Genomic DNA, 12,291 nt, shown 5'->3' with positions numbered 1-12,291 from the left:
ATTCCGGCACCACAGTGCGTTGAATCACGGGGACGCGAACCGCCGTTTCCGTTCCCGCCCCATCTGGCCATTCGACTCATGTCCGTCCCCTCCCGTACACTGGTTCTGGCCTCCGGCCTGCTCTGCTCGGCCCTCCTGCAGGGGTGTGCGAGCGCCACGTCATCCGTGGCGTCCGGTCCCCGCTTCCAGATGGGCGACGCCGGCGCCATCGCGCGGGCCCGTGCCGACAGCCTTCGCTATCCGTACACGAAGGGCGACATCGATTTCATGGCCGGGATGATCCACCACCATGCGCAGGCGATCGTGATTTCGCGCTGGGCTCCGTCGCACGGGGCCGATGCGGCCGTGCAGCGGCTCACGGCGCGCATCATCAATGCGCAGACCGACGAGATCACCCTCATGCAGACGTGGCTCAAGGATCGCCTCCAGCCGGTGCCCATCGTGGACAGCACCGGCGCGGTGACGATGCCGGGCGCCGCCGGTGGGCACGACATGCACGCGCACATGGGTCACGACATGGGCGGCGGGATGGCGATGCCCGGTATGGTCATGCCCGGCATGTTGACCGACGCCCAGCTCAAGGAGCTCGATGCGGCGCGCGGCCCCGATTTCGACCGGCTCTTCCTCACCTTCATGATCCTGCACCACCGTGGTGCCGTGACCATGGTGAAACAGCTGTTCTCGCAGGATGGCGCCGGGCAGGACGAAACGGTGTTCAAGTTCGCCAACGATGTCGAGGTGGACCAGAGCACCGAAATCAAGCGCATGATGACCATGATGCTGGAACGTGGCTGGATTCCGCCGCAGTGAGCTCCAACCTTCCCACCAACCTCCCTACCGCATGATGCCCTCTCCCACTCGCGTCGCCCTGGCCGGTGCCGCCCTTGTGCTCGCCGCGTGCTCGCCGGCCAAGCAGCCGTCCACGGCGCCCAATCCGGCAGCCGATCCGCGTAACTCGCTGAAGGCCGGCCTCTTCGACGCCGGCGAGTTCCAGTCCAACTTGAAGGTGGTCGGCAAGGCCGTTTCGCCGAACGGTTTCCTCGGCATCACCAACTCGGACCTCGCGTTCACCGGGAACTACGTCATTCAGGGCAATTACAACGGCCCCGTGGTGTGGGACATCAGCAACCCGTCGAGCCCCAAGCTCGTGGTGGCGTACGAGTGCCCCGCGTCGCAGAACGACGTGTCGGTGTACAAGAACCTCATGTTCATGTCGGCCGAGGCGCAGAACGGCCGCATCGACTGCAAGCCCGGCGGCGTGCGCGAGGCGGTGAGCAAGGAGCGCATGCGTGGCGTGCGCATCTTCGATATCAGCAACATCAAGGAGCCGAAGCTCGTCGCCAACGTGCAGACGTGCCGCGGGTCGCATACCCACACGGTGCTCGAAGATCCGAAGGATCGCGAGAACGTCTACATCTACGTGTCGGGTTCATCGGGAATCCGTCCGAGCACCGAGCTCGAAGGGTGCGCTGGTGATCTCGCCGCGAGCGATCCGAACTCCTCGCGTCTGCGTATCGAAATCATCAAGGTGCCGCTCGCTGATCCCGCCAAGGCGGCGGTCGTCGGCCGTGCCAACATCTTCGCCGGTCTGAGCGCTCCGCCGAGCCATGGCCTCTCGGATGCCGACAAGGCCGCCGCGGCGCGCCAGATCGCGGAGCAGCGTGCGGCCGGGGCGTTCATCGTGAAGAACCCGCAGTCGGGTGCCGAGATGGTCGCACCGGCGCAGCTGGTGCGTGGTCTGCTCGATCAGGCGGCGAAGGCGCGTGGCGCCACCGCGGTGAGCGCGGCGGACAGCGCGTCGGTGCGCACCGGGGTGCAGGCGGCGGTGAACCAGATGTTCGCCAGCGCGGCGCCGGGTGGCCGCCGTGGCGCGGAAGGCTCGCAGTGCCATGACATCACCGTGTATCCGTCGCTCGGCCTGGCCGGCGGCGCGTGCGAAGGCCATGGCCTGCTGCTCGACATCAGCAACCCGGTGAACCCGGTGCGTCTCGATGCCGCGGCCGACTCGAACTTCGCGTACTGGCACTCGGCGACGTTCAACAACGACGGCACGGCGATGCTGTTCAGCGACGAGTGGGGCGGTGGCGGCGCGCCGAAGTGCCGCGAAGGCGACAAGCCGGAGTGGGGCGCCAACGCGATCTTCGACATCGTGAACGATCCGTCGACGGGAAAGAAGAAGCTGCAGTTCCGCAGCTACTACAAGATTCCCACGTACCAGACGTCGAACGAGAACTGCGTGGCGCACAACGGGTCGCTCATCCCGATTCCGGGACGCGACGTGATGGTGCAATCGTGGTACCAGGGCGGCATCTCGGTGTTCGATTGGACCGACACGAAGAACCCGAAGGAAATCGCCAGCTTCGATCGTGGTCCGATTGACGGGTCGCGCATGGTGCAGGGTGGCTCGTGGTCGGTGTACTGGTACAACGGCAACATCGTCAGCTCGGAGATCGCGCGCGGCATGGACGTGGCCCAGCTCGTGCCCAGCCAGTACATCTCGCAGAACGAGATCGACGCGGCGAACACGGTGAAGTGGGACCAGCTGAACGCGCAGGGGCAGCCGAAGATCTCGTGGCCACCCAGCTTCCCGCTGGCGAAGGCCTTCACGGACCAGCTCGAGCGCAAGGGCTGCGCGGCGCCGGCGGTGACTGCAATCCGTGCGCAGATCGCCGCGGCCGAGAAGGCCAGCGGTGCGGCGCGCAACGCGGCGCTCACGTCGGCGGTGCAGGCGGCGGAGGGGGCGCGTGGCTGCGACGGCCAGAAGACCGACTTGCTCAAGAAGGCGCTGCAGGATCTTCAGCTGCCGGCGATGTAATTCGCTGCGGTCGGTTGTGGCGGTGCGAATGACGGCGGGGCGCATGCGAATGCGCCCCGCCGTTTTGCATCATGGGATGCGGGCGCCGCTGTCTCCACAACCATGCGTTTCGGAAATTGGATTGTGACGACACGTGGTAAACGTGACGTCAATGCGACTCGGCAGGTGTTGAGTCGAAGATGAAGAAAAGAAAAAGATTGTCAGAGTGCGAGGTTAGCATGCGCACTCAGCAATGCTGATCCCTTTTCGACATCACGCGGACGCCTCGGCGCTCGCCACCTTGGGCACACCTTCGTGTGTGGGCCTGCGCATTGCTGTATGCGTTGCTGTATGCGTTGCCGTGTGCGTTGCGGTGCGCGACAACGTCTCGGAACCGCGCCGTGCGGGTAACCGATGAGCACGGCGATTACCGTCCCGGTGACCCGCGCCGTGGATCGCGCGCTCCGCATGCTGCAGCTCACGTATCAGATGGTGTCGATGCATCGGGGCATTACTGCCGCCGAAGCGCTTCGGCGGGTGGCTGGCTACACCACCAGTACCCGTGTGGGCGAGCCTACGCGATCGGCCGGCCGAAAGTTCGAGCACGACAAAAAAGGGTTGCGCTCGATCGGCATTCCCATCACGGTCCAGCGGTTCAGTGATCCGCCCTCGTCGTGCTACAAGGTGCGCGCGCGCGACCTGTTGCTGCCCCCATTCAACCTGAGCCAGACCAACTGGGGAGCGCTGCGGGCAAGTGCGTCGGCGCTGCAGGGGGTCGCTGACCTGCTGCCGTCGCTTCCGGTGATGACCGCGGCGCCGATCGTGACCGTGCTCATGGCCTACTGCGAAGAGTTGGACCTGCACCTCCCGCCGTGGAGCGTGCCGCAGGCGGTACTGGGTCATGGTCCGACGATGCTCGAGTGGATCCATTCGATGCTCTACCTTGCCGCTCGCCGCGGACGTGCGGTGCAGCCATGGGGCGGTGCACCGGTTCCCCTGGACGGGCTACGTCAACGCACGGGACTGTCAAACGAGCTGATCTGGCATATCGCCGAACGCGGCGGTGCAACGCCCGATGCCGGGCCCGAATGGTCGCATGCGGTCAGGGTCATTCCGGTGTCGCGTGAAGACGGACTGGGCGTGATCGCCCCCGAAATGAAAGCGCCGTGGCGGCCACGGCTTTCGCACACGGATACACTCATTGCGGCCGCCGCCGCACATGGACGTGAGCTCGGAGCCGATTGCATTCGGGCGCTCCGTGAGCTGTCGCGCGCGAGACCGGCCAGCGCCGCACATCCCATGACGTCCGCCTCCTCCTGATTGGTCGCTCCGGCGCTACTCTTCGTCGTGCGTGCGTGAATTCGCTCTTGACGGGCGACGCATAATGGGGTGGAGTCTCCCGATGTCGTTCCAACCGGAGTGTCGTTGGTGTCCGATCATTCAGCATCACAACCGCCGCTTCACGCATTTCCCACCACCTCGCCCTGCATCAAGGTGTGTCAGCTCGATCTGCACGATCGCTGTCACGGCTGTGGGCGAACGCGCCACGAGGTGGCGAGGTGGTCAACCATGACCGCCGACGAACGGCGAGCGGTGAATCGGCGTCTGAATTTTCGCGGTCACGGCGACAATCGGTGAGATCACCACGGCAGGGTTCCCCTCGCAGGATTCCCCTCCCTCGCCGTGTATTGCTCAACCGTTACTGAGAGTGCATTGATGTCATTGTACGACCAGCCTTTCGCGGCGCACGAGTATGGCCCGCGCAAGCCACTTGATGTGCCGCCCAGCGTGGTCTCGCGTCGTAGCCGGGTGCTCGGTGCGTTCCTCGGCGGAGCCGTGGGTGATGCGCTCGGTGGCCCGCTCGAATTCCGTACGCGGAAGGAGATTACCGCCGAGTTCGGTGCGGATGGCCTCCACGACTTCATTCCGCTGCACGGCACGCTCGGCGCCATCACCGACGATACGCAGCTGACCCTGTTCACCGCCGAAGCGCTGCTTCGCGTGCGGGTGCAGAGCCACAACTATCGCCAGAGCTATCCACCGCTGATCATCCGCAACGCGTACCGGCGGTGGTTACTCACGCAGCGACATATCGGTCCGCTGCCGGCGCATCTCGAAACGGCGCGCGGCTGGCTGCTGGATGTGCCGGAGCTGTGGGTGGAGCGCTCCCCGGACCGTACGGTGCTGACCGCCCTCAAAAAGCGGGCGCTCGGCACGCCGGAGGACCGCATCAACGACTCGCGCAGCAGTATGTGCCTGGTGCGAGCCACTCCGGCGGGTATGCTCACCAACGACAGCCCCTTCCGTCTGGGGTCGGAGGTTGCCGCGATCACGCACGGCCATCCCACCAGCTATGTCGCGGCCGGCGTGTTGGCGGAAATCGTTTTCAATCTCATGGGTGGCGTGTCCATCCGTGACGCCATCACGGTGGCCACGGCGCGCGCGCAACCCGTCCTTGGCCAGCGCCAGGTGTGTGAGTGGGTGTGGTTGGCGGTCAAACGTGCCGACGAGGTCCGCTATGCCGGGGTGACGCCGTCGTGGTACGACGTGGAGCAGATTGGTTCGGGGCGCATGGTGCACGAGGCGCTGGCGCTCGGGCTCTTCTGTGCGATGTGTCATCCGGAGCCCACAGCCGACGCGTTCGAGGCGGCCGTCTGTCTGGCCGTGAACCACAGCGGGGATAGCGACACGGTGGGGGCTCTGACCGGGCAGCTGCTGGGGCTCATCCACGGTCACGAGATCATCCCGCCCCGGTGGCTCGAGCAACTCGAGCTCCGCGAGGTGATCACTCGCATGGCCGAAGACGTGGCCATCGAGCATCAGGACGGGACAGAATGGAAGGCGTTGCATCCGCCCGTCTGACATCGTGGCGACTCCCGCGTCGCGCGGGTCACCGGTAACTTGAGCGGATGACTGACCCCCGCTTCGAACCGTGCTCCGCGATGCTGCTGGCGGGGCTTCGCTGTCATCACGATCTACAGGCGGCACCACAGCAGGTCCCTGCGCAGTGGGAGGCGTTCCACGCCACGCCGCTGCGCCAGACGCAGGCGGTAACCTACGGCGTGACCTGCTCCTTCGACGCCGCCACGCAGCGCCTGGAGTACATGTGCGCGGTGGAGGTGTCGTCGTTCGATGAGGTACCCGAGGGCACGGGGCGTCTGCGGGTTCCTGACATGCTATGCGCCGTATTCCCCCACGTGGGCCCGCCGCATGACATCCCTGCCACGTGGGGACGGGCAATGCACTGGCTCGCGAGCAACGGTCGGTGGGAAGATGCGCATATGCCCAACTTCGAGCGCTACGACGAACGGATGCAGTGCGAGATCTGGCTGCCGGTGCGGGAGTCGCGCGTGCAGGGGTGAGTTCGGCCGTCCGGTTCAGGACGGCTGTCGGCACACCGGTGCGGCGCCCACGCGGGCATCCGCAGGCATCGGGAACACGCCGAACTCCTGAACGCGCGCGGGTTCGGTCGGTGCAAGCGTGATGCGCACCCGCAGTGCGCCCGTGCTGCACGCCAGCTTCCACTCACCGCGCAGCGCATTCTCGGCCCAGAGCGCCCCATCGGGGCGGCAGTTGCCGCCGGCGGCCTGCACGAGCCGCGCGATCGCCGCGCCGCGGCGCACGCCGCTTTCGTCGCGGAACAGATTCATCGCGGCGATGCTATCGGCGAGTGGCTGCGCCCAACCATCCGTCACCAAGCGCGTGACCTTGCCTTGCATGGCCGTCAGCACCGGCGACGGGCGCACCGTGCGAGCGGTGAGCCCACCGCTCTTCGCCAGCACGTCGAAGGCGGCGTCGAGGGGGGCACCCCAGCCGGTATACGTGAGGTTGCCAAGCGCGATGATCCCCACGCCCTGCTCGGGGAGCCACCGCATCTGCGAGCCGAAGCCCGGCAGGCCGCCGCTGTGAGAGACGATCTGATTGAACAGACAGGTCTGCGCCACCCGTAACCCATAGGCATAGCCGCCGGCATTGAGGGACAGCGTCCCCGCGGTGCTCTGCGACGCCGTGGCGCCGGCGAAGCGCCAGATCTGCTGCATCTCGCGCAGCGACGATCGCTTGAGCACCGGTGACTCGGCGCCGTCGCGTGCTGGCCACGCACTCAGCATGAGCCCCACCCAACGACTGAGGTCGGCGCTGCTGGTGAGCATGCCGCCCATGGCGCCGAACGATCCGTCAGCGAGTGGTGGTTCCTCGAGCCACCGACCATCCTGCAGCCGGTACCCATGGGCGAGTCGCGTGGGCGGCACGGTGCGCGCCTCCATCGTGGTGCTGGTCATGCCGAGTGGCAGCAGCACCTTCTCGCGGATATAGCGCGCATAGGGCATGCCGCTCACGTTCACGATGATGCGTCCGAGGATGGCGAAACCGAAGTTGCTGTATTCGTACGCGACGCCCGGGGTGTTGGAGAACGGGATGCCGCTCCGGATCATGCGCGCGAGATCGTCGTCGCTGGCATCGAGCTGCTGATCACCCCACGGATTGTCTTCGGGGAATCCGGCGGCGTGCGAGAGGAGGTCGCGCACGGTGATGTGCCGCGCGTCGGTCGTCGCGTAGCGCAGCTGACGCAGCTCCGGCACATAGCGTTCGGCTGGGTCGTCGAGCGACAGCGTGCCCGCGTCCCGCAGCTGCAGGATGGCGAGGGCCGTGAAGCTCTTCGTCATGCTGGCGATGCGGAACACCGAGCTGGTGTCCACGCGGGCGCTGTCGGGGAGGTGACGGATGCCGTGGGCCGCCACGTGCAACAGCCTGCCATCCACGATGATGCCGTAGGCGATTCCCGGAACGCGGCTGCGCGTCATGAACGCGCGCATCACGCTGTCCACCGCGGGGATGGCGCGCGTCAGCTTGCCGAGGCGATCGGGATCGTCGAACGACGGGGGTGGTGCAATGCTGGACTGTGCCGCCGCGAGCGACGGCAAGGTCGTGGCGGCGAGCAGCAGTGACCGCGCGATGCGGATCGCAGGCGCTGGTCGCGGTGCGGGCAGGGTGGCATTGGGCATGTCATGAACTGCACCGTCGGTCGCGGCGCGTCAACTCGTGGGCGATCATCCGCGGGCGATGGGGCCCAGGGTGACGCGGCATTCGGGCAGACTTTCGAGAAAGTGCGAGCCAAACGCCGTGGCCGGGGTGTGGTAGCCGGGCGCGGGGGGCGTACTGAGCAGACGGCGGGCACTTTCGACGGCGGCGAGGGCGGTGAAGCGGTAACCCTCGGGGGTAACGGCGGTGCCTTCGATGCATCGTCCATCGGGGTGCGTGACGCGTCCCCAGAGCTGCATCGTCGCACGCGAACGGGCGACGGCATCGGGGCCGGCTACCCGCCGGTCGATCTGCCGTTCGAGGAAGCGGCGTAGGCCGGGCAGGTGGAGCAGCGGCTGTGCCACCGATTGTAGCCGCATGCCGATGCGGGCGGCGGTGGGCAGCGCGATGTAGGTATGAATGGTGGGAATGCGCGTGGACCACTGCGCCGTGCTCACGTCGCCCCATGGGATGGTGACGGCGGTGCGCGGCCGATCGTGGAAGGGAATGGTGCGGGTGCGCCACGCCGTGGGCACCGGGACGATCGTCCCCTCCCGTCGGATCGCTCCGCCGCTTCCGTTGAGCAGCATCGTCTTGAGTGTGCCGCGACTGACACCGCCACCGCCGGCGAATGCGAGCTCCAGCAACGATCCGCCGGGCAGCGCTTCCGCGAGTCGCATGGCCAGGCAGTCGGTGGGCACCACGTCGAATCCCACGCCCGGCAGTACCACCGTTCCCCGTTGGCGGGCGGCCAGGTCCTGTTGCCGGCAGGCCTCGAACACGCTGATCTCGCCGGTGATATCGAGGTAGTGCGCGCCGGCGGCAAGGCAGGCCTGCACCATGATGGCACTCGTGTGCACGAACGGGCCGGCGCAGTGCAGCACCACGGTAATTCCCTCGAGGATCGCCAGCAGCTCTGCCGAGGGTGACGCGGGAAGGGTGCCGTGGGGTGTGGGTCGCGGCCCGGCCGAGTGTGCAGCGGTCAGGGCGGACACGCGGACGTCGAGGCCGTAGGCGAGGGCGAGCGGCTCGAGGACCGCGCGCTGCCGGCCGGCCAGAATGGGCCGGATGCCGCGTCGCACGCACTCCTCCACGACCAGTCGTCCCGTGTAGCCGTTGGCGCCATAGATGAGCAGCATACGGACCAATATGCGAGATTCCGCCAATTGCGCACGATTCGGAGTGTGAACGTGGGGTCCTCGCTGTTGCGTATAGGCAGGCACCCAGCGTGGTTGCCGCAGTCGCGTTCCATACGCTCGTTCCCATGTGTTGCCGTTGGTCCATTCGTCGCTTTCCGCATGCCCACACGCGCACCATCCGCCGAGCTCATCGATCGTATGCAGCGCATGGCGGCCTATATCGACGCCAACGCCGACCGGCCACTCCCGCTCGCCGCGCTGGCAGACGAAGCGGCGATGAGCGCGCACCACTTCCAGCGCACCTTCACCGCGGTGGTGGGCGTGAGTCCTCGGCAATATCAGGCGGCGCGTCGGCTCGAACAGTTCAAGGCGCGGCTGCGCGAGGGCGATGCCGTCCTCTCGGCAACGTTCGAGGCGGGCTATGGGTCCACCAGCCGCATGTACGAGCACGTGGCCGAGACGCTGGGCATGACACCGTCGGCCTACCGCGCAGGCGGCGCGGGAGAGCAGATCACGTATGCCGTGCGTGGGACGGCCTTCGGGCAGCTGCTGCTGGCGGCGACGGCGCGCGGCGTTTGTCAGGTGGAGTTCGGTGACGACGGCGATGTGCTCGTGGCCCGCCTGTACGACACTTTCCCCAGGGCGCTGATTGTGCCCGCCACGGAGAGCGCGCGGGAGCCGCTCGATGCCTGGATGGACGCGCTCGATGCGCACGTGGTGCAGCGGGCGCCGCGCCCCGAGTTACCGCTCGACATCCGGGGGACCGCATTTCAGATCAAGGTGTGGCGCTTTCTGCTGAGCGTGAAGTCGGGCACGGTGGTGAGTTACGGCGAGATCGCGGCTGCGATCGGTCACCCTGACGCGGTGCGGGCCGTGGGGACGGCATGCGGGGCCAACCGTATCGCCGTGCTCATTCCCTGTCATCGTGCGCTGCGCGCCGATGGCTCACTCGGCGGCTACCGCTGGGGGCTCGAGCGCAAACGGATGTTGTTGGCATGGGAGCGCGGTGACGGGTCGCCGGTCGGAGTGCACAACGGGTAGTGGGCGTATTGCGGGTGCTGGCCGGGGGCTAGATTGCAGGTGCTCGTTGCCGGCGCAGATGCCGGCGCCAATACATGGCGGCCGCGCAGGAGGGTCCGGTCACCACGCGCCCACGTGGTGCGGGGGCACCAGCGCGTGCCGCAGCCCGTTCAGGAGTCATCGATGCCCCGTATCCCTGCGTTTGCCCTGCCGCGCCGCCTGCCGAGCGCAATGCGCCTCATTCTGGTGGGCACGATGCTTCTGGGTGGTGCGCTGGCGCCGCGGATGGCATCGGCGCAGCCATCGCTGGTGGTGCTTGTGCGTCATGGCGAAAAGCAGCCGGCGCCGGCTGACGACCCGTCGCTGAGCGAGGCGGGGGTGGCACGCGCCAACGCGCTCGATGCCGCGTTGGCGCACAGCACGCCGTCCACGATCGTGGTGAGTGTGCGCAAGCGCACGGTGGAGACGGCGGCGGTGGTGCAGCAGCGCACTGGCGTGACGCCCACGGTGATCGGCCTCGATGCCCAGCACGTGAAGAACGCTGCGGCGGCGATCATGCAGGCCAAGGGGGTGGTACTGGTGGTGGGGCACTCCAACACCATTCCGGCCATCGTGAACGCGTTGGCGGGCACGACGCTCCCCGACCTCTGTGACGCCAGCTACGCCACGATGTTCCTGGTGACGCCCGGCACGTCGGGCAGCAAGACGCAGGTGGTGAAGGCGCACTACGGCGCGCCCGATGCCGTGGGTGCCGATCGGTGCGCGGGCATGACCCCGCGCTGAGAGAGTGCGCATGCAGCGTCGGGGGTGGACGGTCGCCGGGGCGGGTCTGTTGGCGGTGTCGGGCATCGTGCTCTGGACCGAGCGCCCGCACCTGTGGGGTGATGCCTCAGCCGACGCCGCGAAGGTGGATCAGGCCGTACCGGCGGGGCAGGGGATGCGCACCGTGGTGTTGTCCGATGGCTCCGAAGTGGTGCTGGCCCCCGGGAGTCGGCTCCGTAGTCGCGGTGCCTTCGGGGCGGATTCGCGGGAGTTGGAGCTGACGGGGGAAGCGCTGTTTACGGTGGCCGCCGCCGACGCGCCCGGCACGGCGCCATTCATCGTCCACGGCAACGGGGTGGACGTGGAGGACCTGGGCACGGCGTTCGTGCTTCGAACGGTCGCCGGTCGGCTGCTCGTCTCCGTCACGCAGGGAATGGTGCAGGTCAGCCGTGCCCGAACGGTGCTGCATGAGGGGGAAGCCCAGCTCGTGGACAGCACTGGGCAGGTAGAGCGGCTGTCGGCGACCGACGCACGTGGTAGCCTTGCCTGGACCAGCGGTGCCCTGCTCTTTCACGAGGAACCGCTCACCGCGGTCGTGGAACGGCTGGAGCGCTGGACCGGGCGGACAATCGTTGTGGATGCCGATCTGGCAACGCGTCGGCTGACCGCGGCCTTCGAATCCGGCACGCCCGACGAGATCGTGGACCAACTGGCGGCGATGACGGGGGCGCGTGTGGAGTTCCGCGATGGCCGCTGGTTCGTATCGAGGGCGTTGATGCGGTAGCTTATCGGGATGCTCACCCTTGGAATCGTGACCATCTCCGACCGCGCCTCGAGCGGGGTGTACGACGACCGATCCGGGCCCGCGATCCGCGACGTGTGCTCGCGCTGGTTGGCCACGCCCTGGACCGACGCGTATCGCCTCGTGCCCGACGAGCAGCCGGCGATCGAAGCGGCGCTGCGCGAACTGGCCGACGAGGTGCGCTGTTCGCTGATCGTGACCACCGGTGGTACCGGTCCCGCGCCGCGCGACGTGACACCGGAGGCCACGGTGGCGGTGTGCGACCGGCTGTTACCGGGATTCGGCGAGGCGATGCGCGCCGAGAGCCTCAAGTCGGTCCCCACCGCGATCCTGTCACGACAGATCGCGGGGACCCGCGGCGCCTCGCTGATCATCAATCTGCCGGGGAAGCCCGGCGCCATCGAAGAGTGTCTGCGCGCCGTCTGGCCGGCGGTGCCATACTGTGTGGAGCTGCTGGGTGGGCCGCGCCTGCAGTTCACCGATGCGGCGCCGCGGTCGCATCGGCCGCAGTCCACCTGAGCGTGTTTTCTCCCCTCGTTTCGTCGAGTTGCCCATGAGCCTCGCCCCCGAACTGCTGAAGATCCTCGTTTGCCCCAAGAGCAAGGCGCCACTCGAGTACCACGCGGGGCCGCCGGAAGTGCTCGTCTGTCGCGAGAGCCGCCTCGTGTACAAGGTCCAGGACGGCATCCCCGTGATGCTGATCGAGGAAGCGGAGCCGCTCGACGACGCCCTGTATCCTCCCGCCGCCTGAGTGG

13 protein-coding genes are annotated in these 12,291 nt (G+C 67.4%); 11 read left to right on the top strand and 2 right to left on the bottom strand.

The features are described from left to right. Positions 1 to 78 precede the first annotated feature (78 nt). The 6 genes from ACIQ51_RS00670 (at position 79) to ACIQ51_RS00645 (ending at position 6,156) form a co-directional block, all read left to right on the top strand. Positions 79 to 810, top strand: a complete 732-nt coding sequence (locus ACIQ51_RS00670; protein WP_396203066.1) for a DUF305 domain-containing protein — start codon at positions 79 to 81, stop codon at positions 808 to 810. A gap of 31 nt (positions 811 to 841) precedes the next feature. After that, positions 842 to 2,815 (top strand): LVIVD repeat-containing protein, encoded by a 1,974-nt coding sequence (locus ACIQ51_RS00665; protein WP_396203065.1) that lies wholly within the window; start codon positions 842 to 844, stop codon positions 2,813 to 2,815. A gap of 393 nt (positions 2,816 to 3,208) precedes the next feature. Beyond that, on the top strand, positions 3,209 to 4,114 hold the full coding sequence (locus ACIQ51_RS00660; RefSeq protein ID WP_396203064.1) for a hypothetical protein: 906 nt from the start codon (positions 3,209 to 3,211) through the stop codon (positions 4,112 to 4,114). Positions 4,115 to 4,183: 69 nt separating this feature from the next. Then, positions 4,184 to 4,432, top strand: a complete 249-nt coding sequence (locus tag ACIQ51_RS00655) for a DUF1289 domain-containing protein (RefSeq protein ID WP_396203063.1) — start codon at positions 4,184 to 4,186, stop codon at positions 4,430 to 4,432. 78 nt (positions 4,433 to 4,510) lie between these two features. Then, a complete protein-coding gene (locus ACIQ51_RS00650; RefSeq protein ID WP_396203062.1) occupies positions 4,511 to 5,656 on the top strand; it encodes an ADP-ribosylglycohydrolase family protein in 1,146 nt (381 codons plus the stop codon). A gap of 47 nt (positions 5,657 to 5,703) precedes the next feature. Beyond that, positions 5,704 to 6,156, top strand: coding sequence for a GyrI-like domain-containing protein (locus ACIQ51_RS00645; protein ID WP_396203061.1), 453 nt, complete (start codon positions 5,704 to 5,706; stop codon positions 6,154 to 6,156). Positions 6,157 to 6,171: 15 nt separating this feature from the next. On the opposite strand, the gene ACIQ51_RS00640 is transcribed toward ACIQ51_RS00645, so the two are convergent. Together ACIQ51_RS00640 and ACIQ51_RS00635 are read right to left on the bottom strand one after the other, a co-directional pair. Beyond that, positions 6,172 to 7,797 (bottom strand): serine hydrolase domain-containing protein, encoded by a 1,626-nt coding sequence (locus ACIQ51_RS00640; protein ID WP_396203060.1) that lies wholly within the window; start codon positions 7,795 to 7,797, stop codon positions 6,172 to 6,174. Between the two features lie 45 nt (positions 7,798 to 7,842). Beyond that, positions 7,843 to 8,952: a saccharopine dehydrogenase family protein gene (locus tag ACIQ51_RS00635; RefSeq protein WP_396203059.1), complete on the bottom strand. Its 1,110-nt coding sequence runs from the start codon at positions 8,950 to 8,952 to the stop codon at positions 7,843 to 7,845. Positions 8,953 to 9,111: 159 nt separating this feature from the next. Here ACIQ51_RS00635 and ACIQ51_RS00630 point away from each other — a divergent pair, with 159 nt between their 5' ends. The 5 genes from ACIQ51_RS00630 (at position 9,112) to ACIQ51_RS00610 (ending at position 12,287) form a co-directional block, all read left to right on the top strand. After that, complete coding sequence (locus ACIQ51_RS00630) at positions 9,112 to 9,993, top strand: methylated-DNA--[protein]-cysteine S-methyltransferase (RefSeq protein WP_396203058.1); 882 nt, start codon at positions 9,112 to 9,114, stop codon at positions 9,991 to 9,993. 162 nt (positions 9,994 to 10,155) lie between these two features. Beyond that, entirely contained in the window at positions 10,156 to 10,755 is a 600-nt protein-coding gene (locus tag ACIQ51_RS00625; protein ID WP_396203057.1) for a phosphoglycerate mutase family protein, read from the top strand. A gap of 10 nt (positions 10,756 to 10,765) precedes the next feature. Beyond that, entirely contained in the window at positions 10,766 to 11,518 is a 753-nt protein-coding gene (locus ACIQ51_RS00620; RefSeq protein ID WP_396203056.1) for a FecR family protein, read from the top strand. A gap of 9 nt (positions 11,519 to 11,527) precedes the next feature. Further along, complete coding sequence (gene mog, locus ACIQ51_RS00615; RefSeq protein ID WP_396203055.1) at positions 11,528 to 12,055, top strand: molybdopterin adenylyltransferase; 528 nt, start codon at positions 11,528 to 11,530, stop codon at positions 12,053 to 12,055. Positions 12,056 to 12,089: 34 nt separating this feature from the next. Beyond that, positions 12,090 to 12,287 (top strand): Trm112 family protein, encoded by a 198-nt coding sequence (locus ACIQ51_RS00610; RefSeq protein WP_396203054.1) that lies wholly within the window; start codon positions 12,090 to 12,092, stop codon positions 12,285 to 12,287. Positions 12,288 to 12,291: the final 4 nt, after the last annotated feature.

It is taken from the genome of Gemmatimonas sp., assembly GCF_044344655.1.
Lineage (GTDB): Bacteria > Gemmatimonadota > Gemmatimonadetes > Gemmatimonadales > Gemmatimonadaceae > Gemmatimonas.
The sequence above is the reverse complement of the archived record's forward strand: the minus strand, read 5'-3'. Positions and strand labels throughout refer to the sequence as shown.